Consider the following 20,183-nt stretch of genomic DNA (forward strand, 5'->3'; position numbering starts at 1 on the left):
CAGCCGCCGTCCCCTCCGCCGTCCGATCCGGCTGCCATGGCGGCGGCGATGCCGTCCAGGACGAGCGCCAGGCCGCCAGGCGCGCTCCACCTTGGAGACGTCCCCGGTCTGGTTGGTGTGCACCTTGTAGCCGTCGGCCAGCTGCATGGCCACGTGGCCGGAGTGCGGCTCCACGAGGTCTCCGGGCTTCGCCTGGCCGAGCGAGATCTTGTGCGTCCAGCGCGCACCCACGAACGTGGTGGTGACGGGGGCGTTGGTGCCCTTCGGGTACAGGTTCGGAATGGCGCCGCTGTCGCGGTAGGCCCTGGAGACGAAGCTGGAGCAGTCGGCCCAGCCGGGGTCGTTCCGCTTGCCGGAGTCGAGCGGAGCGTAGGGCCAGCCGAGGTGGGTGAGGGCCCACTTGATGGCCATCGCCGCCTGGGGCGTGCGCGCCTGGGCCACCGAGTCCACGCACAGCTTGCGGATCCCGATCTCCTTGGCCCCCTCGCGCAGGGTGTTGTTCGGGGCGTTCTCGGGGCAGCCGTCAGGCCCGACCGTGACCTGCACGGTTCCGTTGTCCACCGCGCCGCCGCCGCCACCGCTGGCGAGCGAGCCGATCAGTTTGCCCGCGCTGTTGAACGGGGGGATGACGCCGCCGAAGAACCAGGCGTACTCGACGGCGATCTGCTCCAGCGGGAGCAGCACGCCCTCGGTGTTGCCGAGCCGGTTCCACGCCTCGGTCGCGTCCGGGGCGACCGGCGCGCCGACCGGCTTCAGCGGGCGCAGCGCCAGCCGCGGGATGACCAGGGTGTCCTCGCCGACGACCGGCGCGGTCTCCTTGTTGGCGTCCTCCCGGCCCTGGTAGTAGTTGCCCAGGCCGCTGAGGTTGGGGCCGTTCGCCCCGCTGCCGGCCAGGTCGGTGGCGATCTGGGCGAGCGTGTTGTTGAAGCCGGGGGCCCAGGACCCGATCATGCAGGCGGGGTCGCTGGTGGGGTCGGTGATCGCGTGGTCCGTCTCCAGCTTGTCCAGCTTCGGGACCCACTCGGTGTACACCTTGTCGGCGCCGGGGGGCTCCTTCAGCGACGCGAACTCTGTCGCGAACGGGGCGATGTCGGTGAGGAACTTCCGCATCACGGCGAGGCACGCGTCCGACGCCTCGAACGTGTTCTGCCCCGGCCCGATCGTCGAGAACAGCTTGAGGTCGGTGCCCATCGCGATGCTGAGCTTCTGCCAGCCGCCGACCATCGGCTGGAAGTTCCCGAGGTCGTGCGGGCGCTCCTCCGGCGGGACCTTCTCGACGGACAGCACGAGCTTGGCGGCGCCGGCGATGTTCTTGTCGACGTCGCACCGGTCCTCGACTCCGGCCTCCTCCGCCTCCTTCTTGGTCATCGGGAAGATGCCCTGGCGCGAGTCCTTGCCGTTGTCGCAGCCTTCGGTCTTCCACTTGCCGGCTCCGTAGCTGACCGACATCGCCTCGTTGACGAGGGTCTCGACCGCGGCGGGGCGGTTCTGCTGCACGGAGTACGTGAACCCGCCCTCCGCGGCCTTGGCACCGGTGACCAGGTAGAGGTTCTGGAGGCGGTTGGTCTCGCAGCGCCAGATCGAAATGATCTTGAAGCTGACCGACCACGGCTTCTCGGGGTCGTCCGGCGGGGGGACGGCGCAGGGCCCGCCGGGAGTGCCGGTGCGCTCCATGAAGATGCCGGAGGTCGCGATGACCTTGCTCCAGTACTTGCGGGCGTTCTCCTGGTCCTTCTCGTTGCCGTCGGGCTTCCACTTGGGGCTCTTCGGGTCCCGGTGCACCTTCTCCGCCGCCTTGACCAGCTCGAAGGCCACGAAGTAGGAGGACTGGCACGGGTTCTGCGGATCGAGACCGTGCATCCGCATCTGGCCCGACGCCGCGGGGGTCAGCAGGTACGGTCCGGAGCCCTGATCGTCCTTGCCGCCGATGTCGGGATCCGGGTTCTCGACGTCGCATCCCCAGGCGCGCAGGCCGGTGCGCCCGCTCTCCGGCACGCCCGCACCGGTGCGGAGCGCGGCGGTCCGCACCCCGGGCCGGCCGGGCTGGACGTGGTACGAGGCGGGCTGCACGGCGCCGGAACCGGCCGGGTGCGCCTGCGCGGCGGCCCGCATCTTCGTCATGACGCCGTCGACGTACTTCCAGGCGGTCGGGTTGAAGTCGCAGGCCCCCGGGCACTGGTCCCACTTCTCCGGGTTGGGACCCCAGCTCCCCGTGAAGTGGTCGACCGCGATCGGCTGCCACTTGTGGTACTTGTTCCACATCCTGAGGACGTCCTCTTTGGCCCGGCGGTCCTGCACGCTCGGCGGAGCCAGGCACGCCCTCGCATAGCCCCCGTAGTTGTTCCAGGTGCTGGTGATGTACTGGTAGGCGCCGCAGGCGGTGCTCTGGTTCGTCCCGGCGTTGCGGTCGTAGACGCCGTTCGACTCCTGCATCCGCAGCGCCCAGAGGAACCAGCCGAGCTGGTGGCTGAGATCGCCGTCCGGCGGCGCGACGTGGTTGCTCCCCGTGCCGGGGACGGTGGCGGCCGAGCCCGCGCCGGTGATCCCCTCGACCGGGCCGGGCCCGGCGCCGACCGTGTTGCTGACGTTCACGTCCACGCCGCCGGTGCCGTCGCCGCCGGAGCCGTCCCCGCCGGGGACCTCCTTCGCCTTGCGCCCGGGATCGCGGTCGACGTTGTCGTACGGGCTGTAGCGGGCGAAGTCGGTCTGTGTCTTGGCGAGGCCCGCCAGGACCGTCCAGGGGACCTCGGAGTAGTCCTGCGCGCTCCCCGAGGTCTGCTCCGCCGCCTGCTTGAGGATCCGCTGCCAGTTGCCGGGGAAGTACTCGGCGATCTTGTTGTCCGAGGTCTGCTCGGGCTGGGACTCCGGGACGTCGTCGTCGACGTTGACGCCCAGGATCATTCCGGCGATGAGGATGATGCAGAGGAGCGGGATGAGGACCGGAAGGCTGACGGCCAGCAGCATCTTGAGCTTGCCGTGCTTCTTGTCCTTCTCCGACTTCTTGCCGTCGGCCCTCTCGTCCTTGCCCTTCTGGCCGGCGCCCGCCGTGGTCGGGGCTCCGCCCCTCCGACGCCGGAAACCGTCCATGAACGATTTCGGTATCTTCTGGCCGAGCTTGGACTGCTCGAACTTGTCGAGTGCCGAACCGCCGGCGCCGGAGTCCTTGACGGTGTCGTACGCCTTGGGCGCGTACCGGTCGGCCAGGGCGCGGGCGCCGATGTCGGTGGCCTGCCCGAGGAGGTTGAGGCCCTTCTCCCCGAGATTGTCGCCCTCCGGCATCGACGGGACGTAGTTCGCGGGGAGGCCCTTCTTCGCGGCCGCCTCGCGCAGCTTGCCCTCGGCGAAGTCGCCGGCCGCCCTCTTGAGCTCTTCCTTGGGATCGCTCTGGGGCGCCTGCTCCGACGGCGTGCCGGTGGGCGGGGTCTTGAGGTCCTTGGCCAGCTGCGCGGCCTTCGCGGCGACGTCCAGCGCCCGCTGCACTGTGAGCGGATTGTCCTTGTTGAGCTGGACGGGGCCGCCCCGCAGCGCCGCGTCGCCGTACGGGTTCGTCCCCTTCCCGTCCGGGCCGCGGTCGATCGCCGACTGCTCCTTGAGGATGTCGGAGACGTTCTGCGGTTGCTGGGCCGCCGCGGCGAGCCGGGGGTCCGAACCCAGCGTGGCGATCTCTTCCGGCGCGAGCTCGGCCAGATTCTCCGGCGGCTCGCCGTCCACCACAGGCTGCAGCGCCGTCGGCTGTGGTGGAGCCGAGGACGGCCCGTCCTGCAGTTCATCGCCGTCGAGAGGCCGCGGTGAGACCTCGGAGCCCTTCCACGGGCTGCTGTCCTCGTCCATCCAGGGCATTAGCCGCTACCTCGGTTCCGGTACCTTGCTCGGCTCTGCGCTCACCCCCCGGGCGCGGGAGACGATCGAAATTGACCGTCCGATGATTCGTGTTCAGGGCAAGGGGGCGGCCGATCGCGGTCGCGGGTGTGCTATCCCGCCCGGACCGCGTATCCGCGCCCGTCCGGCTCCACGAGGAGGTCGACGACGTCCGGCCGGGCCCCGTCCGCGTGCGTGATCGTCGCGCTGAACCGGTACTGGCTGTTGCCGGTCTTCGTGGGATCCATGACGGTGATCCCCTGCACCACCGATCCCCGCGGCATGGGTTTGGCCGGAGACGGCCGCGCCGTGCCGATGACGGGGATCCCCTTCCAGTTCCCGGTCACGATGGCCCTGGCGGAGGCGACGGCCACGTTGAGGGCGCCGGCCGGGACGACCGTCGCGCCGCCGTCCGTCATCGGGACCCTGGTCGCGGCCGTGGCGGTGAAGTTGCCGGCCGCGGCCCCCGTCGGAAGCACCTGCGACGGGCTCCCGGACGGGGTGGGCGTCCCTTCCCCCGGGCTCGGCGAGGCGGTGAGACCGCGCGGGTCGAGCGTCTGGACCTGGTAGCGCGGCGCCCGGCTCGCCGCGGGGGCGGCCCCGGAGGAGCCGCCGCGGTCCAACACCGCACTGACCAGAAGCATCAGGATGATGCCACCGACACCGGCCCATACCGCGATGTTCCACCACTCGGGCAGCTCGGTCTCCTGGAAGAGGCGCCGCCGCCGGAAGCCCTGGCGGGCGTAGTCGGTCAACTTCGGCATGACTCTGACCGTCGCGGGCGAACGAGCCCGGGCAACCGGAGTGCGGCGACGTGTCGCGAATCGTTATGGCGTCCGGGGGGCAACACCGCACGGTTTGAGGCATGAGCGAGGACGACCGCGTCAGGGGGCCGGCGATGCTGGCCGCCACCAACATGCTGAAGCCGCCGCCCGCGGTGATCGGCAGCCTGAACAAGGACATCACGCTGCCCCGCACGCTCAGGCTGACCACGCTCATCGCCGTGGTCGTCGGGGCGGCGTTCGGGTTCCTGATCTCCTTCCTCATCTTCGGCCCGGGGCTGAACGCGCTGATGTACGGCCCGGTGCTCGGCGGAGCGGCCGGCTGGGCGTCCGTCAGCCTGTCCCCGCTGAACGGGGAGTCCCTGGCGACGTGGATGGGCCTGCAGATCAACGGGACCCGCAACCGCAAGCTCTACGTGGACGGCCGGCAGGTCCGGCTGTACATCGGCATCGCGCCGCTGCGCCGCACCGCCGCGGGCAAGGTGCGCATGCTTCCCGGCGGCGTCCCGGTGGACGCCGTCCGCTGGGACTCGCGCGGTTATCCGCAGCAGGAGATCCCCGGGGCGAACCGGCTGCGGGCGCCCCGCAGCAAGGGACGCGGGCTGAAGGCGTCCACCCAGCTGTCCAGCGGCCACCGGCGCGGCCGGAAGGACCGCCGCCGCGGGTGAGCGCGGGCCGGCACTTGCGCATCCGCGTGAGGGCCGCACGGTCCTGGCTGCAACACGACAAATAGAGGAGGGACGATGCCGGAACAGTCACCCACTCGTTTCACCATGGTGCCCGCCCGGCGTTCCAGTGAGCCGACCGCTCGCAGGCGGGCCAGGAGGATCCTGATCGCGCTCTTCGTGGCCGCGGGCCTGAGCATCGTCGCGGTGTTCGTCGCCCTGACGAGCGGGAGCAGCAAGCCGGACCTGTCCTCGGTCACGCCGCAGGGCCGCGACCTGTCGTACACCGCCGCGATGAACTTTTTGGCCGGCCGGGTGCAGGACGTGCCTCACGCCGATTCCTTCGACCCGCAGGCGGCGTCCGCGGAGGGCCCCGACGGGGCCTCCACCCCGCTCGACTACCGGGCGCTGAACTGGGTCGGTTTCACGCCTCGGCATTTCGGGACGGAGAAGCTCGGCTTCACCGACTTCGAGATCCACCATTACCTCGTCGTGCTGAACGACCAGGCGGCGACGCAGAGCCCGTCCCCGGCGGCCGGCGGCAGGCCGAGCGCGACCCCGTCCGGAGGGGCGGCCGCGTCCCCGTCCGGTGGGGCTTCCGCGCCGCCGTCCGGTGGAGCGGCCGCGTCTCCGTCCGGCGCGGCCCCGCAGACGGCTGTGACCGGCACGCCGTCTCCGGGCACGACGGCCGACCCGCAGAGCAGCCCCTCGGCCGGTGCCAGCGAAACGCCGCCGATGAGCGCGCACGTGCTCCAGCTGGACGTGCCGGTGCTGCTCGACCCGTCGGGCCCTCGCCTGGCCGCCTCTCCGGCCTTCTCGGTCTGGAAGAACGGCACCGGCAAGCCCGGGGGCACCGGTGACTACACCAATTACCGGCAACTGACCACCGAAGTCAGTACCGAGTCCAAAAACCAGATTCTGCGATGGGCGGCGGCCTACGCCTCCGGCGATTCGACGGCACTGCTCGCCGTCACCGGCGACCAGGACCCCAAGCACCGCTACGAAGGCCTTTCGGGGTTCCGCCTGGCGGACTCCTCCGAGGCCGTGCAGATCCTTTCGGCGATCAAGACGCTCGACGACCAGCTCGTCGTCCGGGTGCGGATCTTGCTTGCCAGAGCCGAACAATCCGGGACGATCCCTGGAAAGAAGGGAAACGTCCAGCCATTCACTAATTTTGCCGACTTCGACCTGCTGGTGGGAGCCAGCGGGGCGCAGCCGCCGGTGCTCGCGTGGGGTCCTGCCGGTTCCGCGGCGGAACTGAACCCCTACAGCAACGCACTGGTCAACTGACCGGGACCTCAAACCACGGAGGGAAAAAGGATGTCAGTTCCTGGTTTTCACATACTCGCTGGACCGGAGCTCGGCCAGACGGGCGCCAACAGTTTCTTCGACTCGCCCGCAGGCAAGGCGCTGGTCGCCATCTGCGGTGCGATCGCGGTCGTCATCGTCGTGTTCGGCGTCTTCCGGATGATCAACGGCATCGGCCGCGGGCGTCCGGGCGAGGCATTCAAGTCGCTCATCTTCGCTCTGCTCATCGGCGGGATGCTGTTCAACCTCGGCCTCACGGTCCAGGGGGTCAAAATGATGAGCAGCCTCGTCGGAAAGATCTTCACCAGCGTCGACCAGGTCGGCAACAGCGGCGGTTGATGCGAGAACCCAGCCTAAGGAGTGAACGTGGCGGACCCGAGAGGGCCGGAGAGCAGGCCCACGGACCTGGCCGGTGGTGGTTATGTCTTCCCCGCCGTGGTCCTGCTGGTGTTCGCGGTCATCCTGGCCGTGCTCATCCCGGCCCTCTGCGCCTGGCTGCTGCTCATCCCGCTGCGCCGTTTCCTCGCCCGGCGGGACTGGGCCATCGTCACGCTGGCCGGTGTGGTGGGGCTCGCCCTGCGGGCCAAGGAGAACGCGTACGCCTACGGTTACTGGCTGGCCAGCTTCGCCGACTTCGGCCCGGGGGAGCCCGGGAAGGTGCCCGTCACCGTGCTGCTGTCGCTGACCGCGGTGCTCGCGGGGCTCTTCGGCCTGATCGTCGGCAGGGCCCGCGGGTCGGTGATCATGGGGCTGTCGTCCTTCCTGCGCAAGAAGAAGAAGTTCGTCGACCTGTTCGACGGCACCTGGTTCCGGCAGAAGGAGCTCGTCGACGACCCGATCACTCCTCGGGACGGCCGGCGGGAGATGCTGAAGAAGCGGGTGGCCACCCGGGTGACCGTGGCCGACATCCCGGCGGTGCACGGCCCCTACGCCACGGAGAAGGCCAGGAAGACGCCGATCAAGGCCAAGACGATCCCCCTGGGGCTCGGGGCCAACGACCGGCCGGTGTTTCTGAGCACCCAGGAGATGGGCATGCACGGCGCCGTGGTCGGCTCCACCGGCAGCGGCAAGACCGTCACGCTGATGTGGATCATCGGGGCGGCGCTCGACATGGGCTTCGACGTCACCGTCCTCGACATGAAGGAGGACACCGAGCCGGGCGGCCTGCGCGACTTCCTGCGCGCCTACGCGCAGGCGCACCGCATGCCGATGCAGGAGATCGCGCTCGGCGACGAGCAGCCGGCCTTCTGGTTCAACGCCCTCGCGGGCATGTCCGCCGACGAGGCGTTCGACACCATCATGACGATGGTCGAGTTCGACGACGCCTACTGGCAGGCGCTGAACCGCAAGGTTCTCCAGCAGGTCGTCCAGATGCTGCACGAGGCCGCCGAGGTCGCGCCGGACCGTTTCGCGCCGCCCAACATGCTCGAGATCGGCAAGATCATGGAGCACGGCGAGAACATGAAGGGCGCGGTCAAGGAGCAGGTCCTCGCGATCGACGGGGTCCGCGGCTTCGGCCACTGCACCGAGCGCTACACCAACGTGCTCCGGCCGTCCCGCGACGAGGGGGTCTCGGCGGCGAGCTTCGGCACCAAGCTGACCGGGCTCTACGACTCCGGCGCGGGCCGCCGCATCCTGGTCCCCGGCGGGGAGCGGCAGATGATCGACGTCCGGCGCGAGGGCCTGACCTACATCGGCCTCAACTCCCTCGGCCAGCCCGACATGGCGAAGATCCTGTCCTCCTCGGCGCTGCAGCGGCTGTCGGTGTACGCCGCGCAGCGGATCCAGGGGCGCGCCCCCAAGGACAAGCCGCGCCTGATCGTGGTGGACGAGGCCAACTTCATCGACCGCGAGATCGCGATGAACATGCTGTCCCGGGTCCGGTCCGCGCTGTTCAACATGATCCTGTGCACCCAGGGGCCGACGGACTGGATCGACAAGGACGGCGACGACTGGTCGCGGCTCACCCAGAACATCAACTGGCTGATCGCCATGGCCCAGTCGTCCCCCGAGGCCGCGGAGAAGTGCGCGGACTTCCTCGGCATGCGCGACAACAACAAGTTCAGCGAGCGCGTCGGCCAGGACGGCCACACCCAGAACCTGCAGGCCATGGGGGAGGAGCAGTACATCGTCTTCCCGAAGGAGCTGCGCGCCCTCGGCACCGGTGAGGGGTACCTGCGGGTCAACAAGCCGGCCAGCAGGGTCGAGTACGTGATCATTCCGATGCGGAAGCAGGAGCTGGACCGCTACCAGCCGCCCGCGCCGCACGGCGTGCCGGTCACGATGCCGCTGGGCGGCCCGCAGGGGACGAGGGGAACGGTGTGAGGCCGCCGCGGCGCCGTCCGAAGGACGAGGCGCGCCCGAAGGGCGAGGAGCGGCCGAAGGAGAAGGCGCGGCCGGACGGCGAGGCGCGGGAACGGCGGATCGACCCTCTGGCGGTCGCCCTGGAGTCCTCGATCATCCTGCTCCTCGGCTTCGTCCTCGCGGGCCTCTCGATCGGGCTGCTCATCCTCCAGGCCGGGGACGTCGTCACGTTCGACGTGGGGGACGTGGTCACCGCCGGCGCGGCGGGCGTCGCCGCCGCCGCGGTGGTCCGGCTGAACGTGCGCCTCCACCGGCGCTGGAAGAAGACGATCGGCAGGTTCACCGCAGCCGCCGCGCTGTGCGCCCTCGCCGGGGCCGCGGGAGCCCTCGTGGTGCTGGTGCCGAGCGAGTGCCCGGGCGGGCTCTTCAGCACGGGCCGGTGCGGGGTGCGCGAGGCGGCCGCCTGGGGGCAGGTGGCCGGGCTGGCCTCGGTCTTGAACTTCATGATCGCCGGCATGGCGCTGGCGGTCTGGCGGCTCGTCCGGCGGCTCGCCCGGGAGGTCCGGGACGTGGTCCGCGACGGGTCGGAGCAGGGCGTCGCCTGGTTCAGGGCGCTGAAGAACGTCCGGAAGCGCCGGGGCGGCGCGCGCGAGGCCGGCGGGGAGGCGCGCGGCGCGCAGGACTCCAAGGGCCGCCCCACGCCGCGCCGTGCGGACGCCGAACGGGCCCGCCGCAAACGGCTCCGCGCGCGGGCCTGAGCCGCGGCCCCGGAGTGAGCGTCCAAGGGAGATCCATGTACGAGGTCGGACGGGCCGGAGACTTCGTCTCCCGGCAGATGTGGCGCCACCGGACCCGGGGGTCTCTCTACGCCGCCGGGGCCGCCACGCTGGCTCTCACGGCCGCGGGCGCCCTTCTGGGGGCGCTGCTCCTGGACGGCGGAGCGCTGAGAGTGTCGGCGGCGGTCGCCGGGGTGGCCGCGGCGGCGGGATGCGGGTACGCGTGGATCCGCGCGACGCGGGCCCTGGGGCAGGCCCGGCGGTCGGCCGTGGGCGCGCGGTCCGAGCGCGAGGTGCGCGCGGCCGTCCGGCGCACGGACTCGGTCGCGGCGGCCTACGGGCTCGTCCTCGGCTCCCGCGGCGGCGACTGCGACACGGTCGTCTTCACCCGCGGCTGCGGGGCCGCGGCCATCGAGGTGAAGACGGGGCACGGCCGGGTCTCCGCCGAGGGCGGGACCATGCGGGTCGGCAAGCGCGTGCTGCACGGCGACCCCGTCCGGCAGGCGGCGAACCAGGCGCGGAGGCTGTCCCGCAAGCTGGGCGGCAGGACGGTCCTGGCGGTCGTGTGCGTGCCGGGAATGCGGAATCGGCCGTTCACCACTGCCGACGGCGTGTGGGTGTGCTCCGCAGGGGACCTGCAAGCGGTCCTGGACCGTGCTCCGCGCGTCTTCGGCGCGGCGGAGGAAGCGCGGGAGACGATGCGGGGCCTCTGGCATGCGGCCCCGGCCTGACCGGCTACGGCACTTCCGGACGCCACATCAGCGAGGCGACGACCAGCAGGACGCTCATGCAGGTGATGACGAGGGTGATGAGCGTGGGCATGAGGTCGACGCCGCCGAGCCCCGGCAGCCGGCCGGACCGCGAGCGGCGGACCGCGCCTGCGGCTTCGTCCGGCGCCTCGTCCGGGGGGACGTCGTCGGTGTGCTCTTCGAAGAACCAGCCGCTCTGCGGGGTGCCGGCGGCGCCGTTCTGGTCGGCGGCCGGCGCCCAGCCCGCGGCGGGCTCCGGTTGGTACGCGCCCCCGGCCCCGGGGAAGCCGTGGGGCGGAGCCGCGGGCACCGCACCGGGCGCGCTCGCGGGCGGGTAGCCGACGCCGGGGGCGGCGGCGTGCGGGGCGCTCGCCGGGGCGCCGAAGGGCGACCCGGGCGGCGTACCCGGCGGAACGCCATGGTTCGGCGGCGCACTGGGGGTCGGCGGCGCGCTGGGAGCCGGGGCGACGCCGTAGTTCGGGGCGACACCGTGCTGAGCGTTCGGCGGAAAGCTCTGCTGGGGGCTTTGCGGGAGGCTTTGCTGGGGGCTCGGCGGGACGTTCTGCGGCGCGCTTGGCGGAACGCTCTGCTGGGGGCGCGGCGGGATGTTCTGCGGCGGGCTTGGCGGGACGTTGTTCTGGGAGCGCGGCGGGACGTTCTGCTGGGAGCGCGGCGGGACGTTCTGCTGGGAGGGCGGCGGGTTCGTCGGCGGGTTCGTCGGCGGGGCGGGACGGGTGTTCCGCTTTCCGGAGGGGGCTTTGGAACCGGCGGCCTTCGCGCCGGTTCCGCCGGGCGCCGCGCTGGGCGCGGAGGAGCCGGGCGCGGAGTTGGGACCGCTCCAGTCTCCGCCGGGGGCCTCGGTGGGCGCCCCCGGGGCGGCGCTCCAGGAGTCCCAGGTCCCGAGCGAGGCCCAGGGGTCGCTCTGCGCGGGCTCCGCGTCGCGCCGCGGCTGCTCGGACTCGGGGGCGGCGGACTTCCCGCCGGCCGTCGGCGGGGCCGCGGCGGGCTCCTCGGCGGCGTCCGCGGTGTCATCGATGATGACCCACGAGGACGCCTCCCCGGCGCCGCCGGCCGCTCCCGCGCCGGGGCCGCCCGCGTGCTCCCGTCCGTCGTTCATCCTGCCCGTCCTTCGATCCTCCGGGCGCCCTCGGGCGTCTCGACGACGGGCTGGAGCAGCTTGGCCAGCGCCTTCTGCTGGATCTGCCGCACCCCTTCGCGGGACAGCCCGAGTCGTTCGCCGATGACGCGCAACGCCTGCTCCGGCTCGCCGTCCAGTCCGAACCGGCGCGTCAGTACGTACCGTTCGCGGGGGTCGAGCAACGGCAAGCCGCGGCTGCTGAGGGCGCGCAGGTCGAAGCGGAGCATCACCTCGTCCTCGATGCTCGGGGACGCGTCGGGCAGCCGGTCCTCCCACGCGACGTCGTCCTCGCCCGGACCGCCCGCGACCGTGTGCAGGCTGTCCAGCCGGGGGGCGTCGAGCACGCGGCGCACCTGGGCCTCGGTCACGCCCGCGCGGCGGGCGATGTCGGCGTGGTCGAGCGGGGCGTCCGGCCCGGCCTCCTCCAGGAACGCCCGCTCGGCGGCCAGGATGGCCGGGCGCTTCTCGAAGTCCCCGGGATTGAGGTTGGGGTGGTCGGCGTCCCGCACCGCGCGCAGCACCTCCCGCTGGATGGGCTTGAACGCCCAGCTGGCGAAGGGGCCGCGGTTGGGGTCGTAGGAGGCGATCGCCCAGAGGAGCCCGACCTTGCCGGCGCTCTCGAAGTCCTCGATGTGCTCGCTGGACTTCGACGTGAACATCGTGACGTACCGGCGCACGAGGCCGAAGTTCGCGATCATGATTTCCAGCGTGAGGTCGTCGAACTCACGCTCGACCCGCCGCAGCACCAGTTCCGAGAGCATGTCGATCTCGCCGGAGTCGGCCCGCGCACGCAGCGCGGCGAGGCGCTCCTGAAGTTCGTGGCGACGGGCGAAGAGCTCGTCGTTGCGGGTACGGAACTCGTCGGCGGTGGGGCGCTCACCACGCCCTGGCTGCTCGCTGTCCATCCGTCTCCCTCGGCTAGTCGGGAATGCGAGGCTGGAGTTGTAGCTATGCACGTTCGATGCCGAACGGACCGGGAACGGTCGGAACTGAAACAGATCGTTGATACGTTCGCAGGCCGTTCGGACGGTCGCGAGACACTTGCTCGGCCGCTGAAAACGCACGCTCGGCCGGGCGCCGGCGGAAGATCGCAGTTGAGCGCATCGCGGGGAGGCGCGCGACAGTCCGGAGAGGGATCGCCCCGACAAGTTCGTTGACAGAAAATTGACCTTCTATGGATCAGCTGTTGCCCCGCTGATGGTCGTTTGGTGTACACGCGGTGTGCCGGCAGCGGGAACGCCGAACCAGTTCCCCGCGTCGGGTTGCGGATTCCGGAACCGACGGACTCTAGAGGGCAGGGGGCAGGCGCTTAGGCTGCGGTAGGAACGGGCGAGGCCACGGGCCTCGTCTGCCAACGAAAGGAAGAACGACGGTGCAAACGATCCTCAGCGATCTCGGTCTCGAATCCCCGCTCGTCGGGACGACGGTGACCGCACACATCAGGTCGAGCGGCCCGGACGGGTTCCGCTGCGCCGTCTATGACGTCGCGACCGGGGAGGCCCGCGACGCCCTGCTGCCGCGCGCCGACGCCTTCGACCTGCCCGAGGGGGCCGCCCCGCCCGAACTGGCGGCGGGCAGCAAGGTCATCGCGCTGGTCGTCGGCGTCACCGCCGGCGCGGACCCGGGCTCCGAGCGGCTCATGCTCTCGGTCACGGCGCCCGAGCTCGTCGAGCGCCTGCTGGCGGGGTTCGTCGACGAACTGCTCAACGGCAAGGTCGTCATCAAGGCCATCGCCCGGGTCGCCGGGACCAAGACGAAGATCGCCGTGGCGCCCACCGTCACCGGCGTCGACGCGCGGGGAGCCTGCATCGGCCGCGGCGCGAGCCGGCTGAAGGGCGCCCAGAACCTGCTGAACCACGGCTACGGAAGGGAGCGCCTGGAGATCATCGAGTACGCCAAGGACCCGGCCGCCTTCCTGGTGAACGCCATGAACCCGGTGCAGGTCACCGACGCGCTCGCCGAGCGCGGGAACGCGATCGTCGCCGTCGAGGAGCACCAGCTCTCCGGCGGCATCGGCGAGGGCGGCCTGAACGCCCAGCTCGCCGGGCGGCTGACCGGCCACTACGTGCGGGTCGTCAAGACCGGCACCGACCTTCGCGAGGCGCTCGACCAGCTCGTGGCCGACAAGGCCGCCGCGGAGAAGGGCTGAGGCGACCGCCGTGGTCCCGGTGGTCGTGCACGCCCGGGCGGGGGTCCCGCCCTGCGGCGTAGAGGATCTGAGCGGCCCGGCCGGGGGGACCCTGGACCGGGAGACGCTCGTCGCGGCCGGCCAGGCGCTGACCTGGCGGTCGGTCTTCACCAGCGGCTCGCTCACCGCGATCCCGCTGACCCCGGCGTCCGCGGTGATCATCGGGCACGACGGGGAGACGCCGCCGGAGCTGTGGCACGACCGGTTCACCCGGGGGTTCGCCCACCGGATGGCGGGCGAGCTCACCATCGCCTCGGTCACCGCGGGGCTGCTCGGCGAGACGGTCTCCGGGAACCGGGACGAGGACGCGAAGCTGCTCGGCTCGGCGATCGACGGGCTCGCCCGGCTGCTCACCGACCTGGAGGAGGCGTGCTCGCCCGGCGAGAAGGCGGACCGGATCGTGGCCGACACCGTCCGGACCCACTCCGCCCTGCTGGGCGCGCTCGCCCACCAGCAGGTCTCGGCCCGCGACCAGGGCGACTTCATCGTCCACACGGTGCGCTCGGTCGCCCGGCACCTGACCCGGTCGGACCTGGAGTCGATGCGGGCCCGGATCGGGCTGCCGTGGCCGGCCCGCGTGACCAGCGGTGTCGGCGATCAGCTGGGGCTGGCCCGGTGGCGGGCCACCATGCAGTCCGACGGCGACCAGATGTGGTGCCGGCTCGAAGCGCAGAACGTCCTGGTCACCGAGCTGTGGCTGCGGAATCCTCAGGAGCCGCCGGAATGAGGTACCCGAATCCCGTCCGGGTCACGATCACGCCGTCGCCGAGCTTGCGGCGCAGCCGGGACACGTGCTCGGCCAGCGTCCGGGAGACGCCCCGGTCGGTGCCCCACACGTGCAGCATGATCTCCTCCTTCGAGACCGCCCGGCCGCGGTTCACCGCCAGGAACTCCAGGACGGCGTACTCCATGGGGGCCAGCCGCACCTCAGCGCCCTCCCGGAACACCTGCCGGGCGGTGAAGTCGACCCGGACCGGCGGGATGTCGAGGAGGTCGCCGCGGGTCTCGCCGGCGTGCCGGGCGATGGTGCCCGCGCTGCGCCGGAGCAGCGCCTGGATCCGGGCGATGAGCACTTCCGGGTGGAAGGGCTTGACGACGTAGTCGTCCGCGCCCAGCCGCAGCCCGAGCGCCTGCTCGTGCGGCTCGGAGCGGGCGGTCAGCAGGATGATCGGCGTGGTGTTCCCCTGGTCGCGCAGCTGGTCGATCAGGGACAGCCCGTCGATGTCGGGGAGGTTGATGTCCAGCAGTGCGAGGTCGATGTCCCCCCGGCGCAGCGCCAGCCGGGCCAGTTCGCCGTTGGCCACCGACTCGACCTGGTAGTGGCGCTTGCGCAGCAGTCCCGACACGAGCTTCACGAGACGCGCATCGTCATCTACCACCAGGATCCGCGCCATGGCGCCATGATAACGGGGGTGCGACAGCCATCCGGAGTGGCAGGAAACAGGCCGAGGTGCCGGCAGGGCGCCGTGTGCTGTACGGCGTGGTCGCGGCCGTCGTCGTCCTGAGCGTCTTCGGGATGAGCGGTTCGCCGTACAACCGGGTCGGTCCCGGGCCGGCGATCCAGGTCGGCCGCCCGGAGGGCGGGTCCTGGTCGGTCCTGACGGCCCGCGTGCAGCGCAGCAACTGGTTCCAGTGGGGGAAGGCCGAACTCACCGGGGAACGCCTGGTCCGGGACGCGGGGCCGGGCCGCGGCGCCGGCGCCGCTCCGGCGCCGGGCGCCGACGCGATGAGCACCGCGCAGACGCATGCCGCGCTGGTCGCCGCCCAGCTCGCCGCCGGGCGGGCACCGGTGAGCGCCGCCGGCCTGCAGGTGAGCGCGGTCGGCGGTGCGGCCGCCGGAAGCGGCCTGGGTCCCGGCGACGTCCTCCTGGCGGCGGGCACGGCCAACGGTCTGACCCCGCTGCGCGCACCGGCCGACCTGGAGACGGCGGTCGCCGGGCGCGCGACCGTGCACGTGCTCGTCGTCCCGCATCTGTCCGGCGATGCGTGGGGGAGCGCCGAGGTCCGGCGGATTCCCGTCGGCCGGCTTGCCGGGACGGTGGCAGGCCCCACCGTCTCGGTCACCGCCTACCCCCTCGGCCCGGTGGAGGGGCCGTCGGCGGGCCTCATCCTGGCGCTGGCCCGCCTCGACGCGCTCACCCCGGGCGACCTGACCGGCGGGCGCCGCGTCGCCGGGACTGGCGCGATCGGACTCGGCGGGACCGTGACCGGCGTCGGCGACGTCCCCGAGAAGGTGCGCGCGGCGGTCGAGGCGCGCATGGACGTGTTGCTCGTGCCGATCTGGCAGCGGTCCGCCGCGGTCGCGGCGGCCGAGGGCACCCGCCTGCGGGTCGTGCCGGTCCGCACGGTGTCGGAGGCCGTCGAGCGGCTCTGCGCCGACGGAGGCCGCGCTCCGATCTGCTGAAGCCCGGCTTGCCGGGACGGCGGAGGCGGGACCGCTCAGGGGCGGCGGAGGTGGGGCAGCAGCGCGGCGAGCACGCGCCGGTCGACGACCGGGTCGCTCTCCCCGAGCCAGGCCGCGATCCGCTCGCTGACCTGCTCCAGGGAGCCCGCGAGCAGGTCGCCGTACTCGGGCTCGGGGAACCGTGCCTGGGACGACCGCACGGGGTCGTCCGGAAGCACGGCGACGAACCCGCGCACCCGCACGCGGCGCGGCACCACCTTGCGGATCTCCTTCACCGCGGCGCCGATGCCGGTGTCGCCGCCGGGGAACGGGCGCCCGATGGCCGTGAGCGCGCCCTTGCCCGTCCAGGCGTAGGCCCCGGCGGGCCAGCGGCGGGCCATGACGACGGCGAGCCGGTCGCCCCGCAGCACGACGTGCTCGACATAGTGCGCGGCCTGCCCGGACGGCCGCGGCGCCGTGAGCGCGTGCACGATCCGGACCCCGTCGAGCCGGGCGAGCCGCTCCAGCCCGGCGGCGCTCTCCCGCGCCACGACCTGCCGGGAGAGGTCGTGGTCGAGCCCCGCCCCGGGCACGTTGAAGATCTGGTAGTCGAGCGACTCGGGGGCGATCAGCCGGTCCAGCTCGCGGCCCTTCCGGACGAGGTGCGGCGCCGCGGCCAGTCCCGCGCCCCCCATGGCGAGCCCCAGCAGCACGCCGCAGAGCGTCCAGAAGGCGCCGCCCTTCGTCTCGGCGGCGGCGAGCACGGCGCCCCCGGCGAACGTCAGCACGCACACGGCCCAGAGCCAGGACAGGGACCGCAGCGTGGGCTCCAGCGCGATGAGCGGCATGGCGACCACGGGGAAGGCCACCAGGAGGAGGAAGCCGAGCGGAAGCGCCGCGGGCCACAGCGCGAACACCGCGACCAGGAACACCACCGTCCATGCGGCGACGGCCGCCACCCGGTACCAGTGGGAGCCGAACCGGGGGCGGACGCGCGGGGCGGAACCGGGCGGGGGCGCCTGCGGCTTCGTGAAGGAGGGACCGGACGGCGGGGTGCCGGAAGGGCCTCCGGATCCCGCGCCTTCCCGCCGTCCCCCGCTCTCCGGCCCCGGCCTCGGACCTGGCCCCGGCCGCGGCTCGGGATCGGGGGCCGGGTCGGGTTCCGGCCGGGAGGGAGGCGGCTCGGGCGGGGTCGTCCGGCCGCGAGCGTCGTACGCGGCCCGGGACGCCGGGTCCTTCAACGTGTCGTATGCCGTCTTGACCAGCCGGAACAGGCCGGAGGTGCCGCTGGCGTCGGGATGCACGGCGCGCATCGCCCTGCGGTACGCCCGCGTGATCTCCTCCGGCGTCGCTGTCCGCTCCACGCCGAGGAGTTCGTAGTAGTCCGGCTGATCGCTTCTCATCGCATCCCACTCGTCATCGGTCGTCCCTCCCGACCGTCCGCTGTTCCCGCCCCGCGGCTGGCCGGGAGCCGGCGGTGAGCGAAGACGGGCGGGGAGAACGGCTCCTCCCCGCCCGGCTCACTGGGTGCGCCTCGCAGCGCGCGGTCAGTCCTCCGCCGCGGGGACCGCCCAGAGGGTGATCATCGTGGCGGCGAACGTGGCGACCCCCGCGATGGCGCAGGGGATGACGACCTGCCAGGTCGGGAACGTGGTCAGGGCCATGGCGCCCAGGCCCGTCGGGCTGAAGGAGGCGGTGAAGAGGCCCCCGATCGCCGCGCCGAGCACGGGGTGGTGGGACCCGCGCCACGTCCGGCGCAGGGACTGGACCGTCTGCGCGGTCCCGATGTAGAGCAGGATCACGCAGACGATGAACGGAACGGTCGTCGCGTCGAACGCCCACAGCAGCAGGAAGACGGCCACGGTGGGGTAGAACGCGAGACGGAGGATCTCCTTGCGGTAGTTCGTCCAGCTCGCGAGGAGTTCGATCTCCTTGACCCGCGGGACGTCCGCGCGCTCGCGGAGCCACGGGAGGCGCAGCGCCAGCAGGAAGAGCAGGGCGGTGACGCCGGTCGCCGCCGTGATCACGCTGAAGGCGATGTGCACGCCCTGGAGGGTCCGCCCCGTGGGGACGTGGAGCACGGTAGCCGCGACGAAGACCCACGCCAGTGCGGCCAGCAGGACCCGGGCCCTACGTGCCCAGGTTGATTCGGTGTTGGACATTTCTGTTCTCGCTTTCCGTTGAGACGGGGATCTGCCGGTCCCGAGGACTCGGCAGGCAATGACGACCGTGTGAAGCGGACGGGGAACGGCAACCGCCCCCACGGGAAGCCGACCACGCGGCCGGAAAAACGGAGTGCCCCGGTGGGAACGGCGTCAGCCGTCCCCACCGGGGCACCGGTGTGCTTACCCGCCGACCGTCACTTGCGCACGGTCATCGGGTGTCACCTGGCCAGCAGATCCGGGATGTAGATCTGCTGCCCGTCGGGCATGACCCCGAGCATTCCGGGGTCGTTGTAGTACAGCGCGGTGAGCCTCGCGCCCGACCCGGGATCGCCCTCCGTCTCCGCGTGGATCCCCTCGTACGGGTGGATCGTCACGTTGTCGAAGGTCAGCCCCGGGTAGGCGGCGCTCAGCTCGGAGCCGCCGCCGACGATGGCCTTGGCCATCTTGTCGGCCTCGGCCTTGATCCGCCCCTCACTCGCGTTCTCGACCCCGATCAGCAGAACACGCTCGCCGGCCGGGTCCTTGGACATCGAGTGCTTGAGGACGGCGTGCACGTAACCCCAGCTCGCGCCGGCGTGCACGTCCCCCGGGCGACCGGTGCTCCCCATCGCCCGCCAGGTCTCGTCCCCGTGCCGGATCTGCTCGTCGAACAGCGTCTCCAGCGCCGGAACGCGTCGCCCGGACTCCAGCTCCTCGCGGAGCAGGTTCCGGACGATGTCGAGGTCCTCCTCGTACGGCAGGACCTTGAGACGGGACCGCTGCTCAGCGGAGGTCTCACCGCGGAGCACGTTGACGAGGTTCTCGCGGAACAGGCCCTCGACGACGCTGGTCCGACCGTCCCACAGGGAGATCAGGTCGAGGTACAGCCCGTTCGGGATGTGCCCCTTCCGCGCTCCCGGCAGGAAGTACAGGTCGTACCCGGTGTTCGGGATGTTGAGCACGATCTCGATCTCCAGCCCGGGGTTGGCGGACAGGAGGCTGAGAACGATCAGGCCGATCGCACTGGCCTGGCGTGCGGTGCTCTCGATCTCGTACAGCGTCGGTCCCTGCGTCCACTCGAAACCGTGGACGTCGGAGGCCAGTTCGTCGGTCGTGGCCTTGCTGAGGACCAGCTCGAACGGCCCGTCGGCGGTGTGCAGGGTGAGTCCCCGCCCACTGACCAGGCACGGCCCGGACTTGATCACGACCTTGTCGATCTCGGACAGCGGGATCGTCTCGGGCTCGGCGTGCTTGTCGGTGCTGACCACCCGTTTGGGCAGGTCACCGGCGAGAGCCCAGTACCCGGTACGGCCACGCTGGGAGATCTCGGTGAAGACCCGGACCTCGTTTCCCAGGTGGTGGCAGAGGGCGGCGTCCCCGGCGAGGGCCTGCGCCCCCATCCAGGTCAGCCAGCGGTCGGCCTTGGCCTGCATCGAGCGCGCCGGCTTCCCGTACGGCTTTCGCGGCAGGTCCTGCAGACCCCTCACGAACACCCGCCCGGGGGCGAACTCGAACGACTGCCGCTGGTCCGCCGGCACCTCCACGGGGGAGATGAGGGGAAGAGCACCCGGACGCGACAGCGTCCGCCACCCCAGTTTCTGGTCTTCGCGCAACACGCGATCACTCCTTTTCGTTTGTCCTCGCCCCGGTCGAACCGGGACGACGCGGCTTCGGGAACCGCTCACGCGGCTGAGCCACGCAGAAGTGACCGTACGGGGTTCGAGCGTTCCGGCAACCCGATAACCCGATACCTCGGTCCTCGTGAATGGTCGTGCCGCATTCTCGCCAATGCCGCGTCCGGCGCTGGACGAACTGGCACGCGCTGGGCGCACGGTCGTCCTCGTCGCGCACGAACTCGGGCCGATGGAGCCGCTCGTCACCCGCACGG

General features: G+C 71.9%; 16 protein-coding genes and 1 pseudogene. 9 read left to right on the top strand and 8 right to left on the bottom strand.

Annotation, left to right across the window (positions count from 1 at the left end; translation table 11 throughout):
* Nucleotides 1-3,831, bottom strand: a pseudogene (locus tag AB0C69_RS17895) (hypothetical protein); the annotation flags it as partial.
* Nucleotides 3,832-3,971: 140 nt separating this feature from the next.
* On the bottom strand, nt 3,972-4,622 hold the full coding sequence (locus AB0C69_RS17900) for a hypothetical protein (RefSeq protein ID WP_360354645.1): 651 nt from the start codon (nt 4,620-4,622) through the stop codon (nt 3,972-3,974).
* Between the two features lie 101 nt (nt 4,623-4,723).
* On the opposite strand from AB0C69_RS17900, the gene AB0C69_RS17905 reads away from it, so the two are divergent.
* From AB0C69_RS17905 to AB0C69_RS17930, 6 genes are all read left to right on the top strand, one after another.
* Nucleotides 4,724-5,308 carry a hypothetical protein gene (locus AB0C69_RS17905; protein ID WP_360354648.1) on the top strand — a complete coding sequence of 195 codons (585 nt, stop codon included), beginning with the start codon at nt 4,724-4,726 and terminating at the stop codon, nt 5,306-5,308.
* A gap of 75 nt (nt 5,309-5,383) precedes the next feature.
* Entirely contained in the window at nt 5,384-6,595 is a 1,212-nt protein-coding gene (locus AB0C69_RS17910) for a hypothetical protein (RefSeq protein ID WP_360354650.1), read from the top strand.
* Nucleotides 6,596-6,625: 30 nt separating this feature from the next.
* Complete coding sequence (locus AB0C69_RS17915) at nt 6,626-6,952, top strand: hypothetical protein (RefSeq protein WP_360354653.1); 327 nt, start codon at nt 6,626-6,628, stop codon at nt 6,950-6,952.
* Between the two features lie 27 nt (nt 6,953-6,979).
* Nucleotides 6,980-8,938: a helicase HerA-like domain-containing protein gene (locus AB0C69_RS17920; RefSeq protein WP_360354655.1), complete on the top strand. Its 1,959-nt coding sequence runs from the start codon at nt 6,980-6,982 to the stop codon at nt 8,936-8,938.
* A complete protein-coding gene (locus AB0C69_RS17925) occupies nt 8,935-9,675 on the top strand; it encodes a hypothetical protein (protein WP_360354658.1) in 741 nt (246 codons plus the stop codon). The genes AB0C69_RS17920 and AB0C69_RS17925 overlap by 4 nt, the downstream gene beginning before the upstream one ends.
* 35 nt (nt 9,676-9,710) lie before the next feature.
* Nucleotides 9,711-10,424, top strand: coding sequence for a nuclease-related domain-containing protein (locus AB0C69_RS17930; protein WP_360354660.1), 714 nt, complete (start codon nt 9,711-9,713; stop codon nt 10,422-10,424).
* Between the two features lie 4 nt (nt 10,425-10,428).
* Here AB0C69_RS17930 and AB0C69_RS17935 read toward each other — a convergent pair whose 3' ends face one another.
* Both AB0C69_RS17935 and AB0C69_RS17940 read right to left on the bottom strand, forming a co-directional pair.
* Nucleotides 10,429-11,559, bottom strand: coding sequence for a hypothetical protein (locus AB0C69_RS17935; RefSeq protein WP_360354663.1), 1,131 nt, complete (start codon nt 11,557-11,559; stop codon nt 10,429-10,431).
* The gene (locus AB0C69_RS17940) at nt 11,556-12,485 is read right to left on the bottom strand and encodes a sigma-70 family RNA polymerase sigma factor (RefSeq protein ID WP_345177092.1); all 930 of its coding nucleotides are present in this window, start codon (nt 12,483-12,485) and stop codon (nt 11,556-11,558) included. The genes AB0C69_RS17935 and AB0C69_RS17940 overlap by 4 nt, the downstream gene beginning before the upstream one ends.
* Before the next feature lie 467 nt (nt 12,486-12,952).
* On the opposite strand from AB0C69_RS17940, the gene AB0C69_RS17945 reads away from it, so the two are divergent.
* Complete coding sequence (locus tag AB0C69_RS17945) at nt 12,953-13,729, top strand: hypothetical protein (RefSeq protein WP_345177093.1); 777 nt, start codon at nt 12,953-12,955, stop codon at nt 13,727-13,729.
* Between the two features lie 10 nt (nt 13,730-13,739).
* Nucleotides 13,740-14,495, top strand: a complete 756-nt coding sequence (locus tag AB0C69_RS17950) for a hypothetical protein (RefSeq protein ID WP_345177096.1) — start codon at nt 13,740-13,742, stop codon at nt 14,493-14,495.
* Here the strand turns inward: AB0C69_RS17950 and AB0C69_RS17955 are convergent.
* The gene (locus AB0C69_RS17955; RefSeq protein ID WP_345177098.1) at nt 14,452-15,162 is read right to left on the bottom strand and encodes a response regulator transcription factor; all 711 of its coding nucleotides are present in this window, start codon (nt 15,160-15,162) and stop codon (nt 14,452-14,454) included. The genes AB0C69_RS17950 and AB0C69_RS17955 overlap by 44 nt on opposite strands.
* 56 nt (nt 15,163-15,218) lie before the next feature.
* On the opposite strand from AB0C69_RS17955, the gene AB0C69_RS17960 reads away from it, so the two are divergent.
* Nucleotides 15,219-16,172: a S16 family serine protease gene (locus AB0C69_RS17960; protein ID WP_360354667.1), complete on the top strand. Its 954-nt coding sequence runs from the start codon at nt 15,219-15,221 to the stop codon at nt 16,170-16,172.
* Between the two features lie 35 nt (nt 16,173-16,207).
* On the opposite strand, the gene AB0C69_RS17965 is transcribed toward AB0C69_RS17960, so the two are convergent.
* From AB0C69_RS17965 to AB0C69_RS17975, 3 genes are all read right to left on the bottom strand, one after another.
* Complete coding sequence (locus tag AB0C69_RS17965; RefSeq protein ID WP_360354670.1) at nt 16,208-17,554, bottom strand: DnaJ domain-containing protein; 1,347 nt, start codon at nt 17,552-17,554, stop codon at nt 16,208-16,210.
* A gap of 144 nt (nt 17,555-17,698) precedes the next feature.
* Complete coding sequence (locus AB0C69_RS17970; RefSeq protein ID WP_360354673.1) at nt 17,699-18,313, bottom strand: hypothetical protein; 615 nt, start codon at nt 18,311-18,313, stop codon at nt 17,699-17,701.
* Nucleotides 18,314-18,534: 221 nt separating this feature from the next.
* The gene (locus tag AB0C69_RS17975) at nt 18,535-19,911 is read right to left on the bottom strand and encodes a hypothetical protein (RefSeq protein WP_360354676.1); all 1,377 of its coding nucleotides are present in this window, start codon (nt 19,909-19,911) and stop codon (nt 18,535-18,537) included.
* Nucleotides 19,912-20,183 lie beyond the last annotated feature (272 nt).

Source organism: Actinomadura sp. NPDC048032 (assembly GCF_040653175.1).
Classification (GTDB): Bacteria; Actinomycetota; Actinomycetes; order Streptosporangiales; family Streptosporangiaceae; genus Spirillospora; species Spirillospora verrucosospora.

Excerpts from the sequence above, each read along its gene's own strand:
- AB0C69_RS17965 (WP_360354670.1), bottom strand. The coding sequence starts at position 17,554 with ATGAGAAGCGATCAGCCGGACTACTACGAACTCCTCGGCGTGGAGCGG.
- AB0C69_RS17905 (WP_360354648.1), top strand. The coding sequence starts at position 4,724 with ATGAGCGAGGACGACCGCGTCAGGGGGCCGGCGATGCTGGCCGCCACC.
- AB0C69_RS17910 (WP_360354650.1), top strand. The coding sequence starts at position 5,384 with ATGCCGGAACAGTCACCCACTCGTTTCACCATGGTGCCCGCCCGGCGT.
- AB0C69_RS17900 (WP_360354645.1), bottom strand. The coding sequence starts at position 4,622 with ATGCCGAAGTTGACCGACTACGCCCGCCAGGGCTTCCGGCGGCGGCGC.
- AB0C69_RS17915 (WP_360354653.1), top strand. The coding sequence starts at position 6,626 with ATGTCAGTTCCTGGTTTTCACATACTCGCTGGACCGGAGCTCGGCCAG.
- AB0C69_RS17970 (WP_360354673.1), bottom strand. The coding sequence starts at position 18,313 with ATGTCCAACACCGAATCAACCTGGGCACGTAGGGCCCGGGTCCTGCTG.
- AB0C69_RS17940 (WP_345177092.1), bottom strand. The coding sequence starts at position 12,485 with ATGGACAGCGAGCAGCCAGGGCGTGGTGAGCGCCCCACCGCCGACGAG.
- AB0C69_RS17955 (WP_345177098.1), bottom strand. The coding sequence starts at position 15,162 with ATGGCGCGGATCCTGGTGGTAGATGACGATGCGCGTCTCGTGAAGCTC.
- AB0C69_RS17935 (WP_360354663.1), bottom strand. The coding sequence starts at position 11,559 with ATGAACGACGGACGGGAGCACGCGGGCGGCCCCGGCGCGGGAGCGGCC.
- AB0C69_RS17930 (WP_360354660.1), top strand. The coding sequence starts at position 9,711 with ATGTACGAGGTCGGACGGGCCGGAGACTTCGTCTCCCGGCAGATGTGG.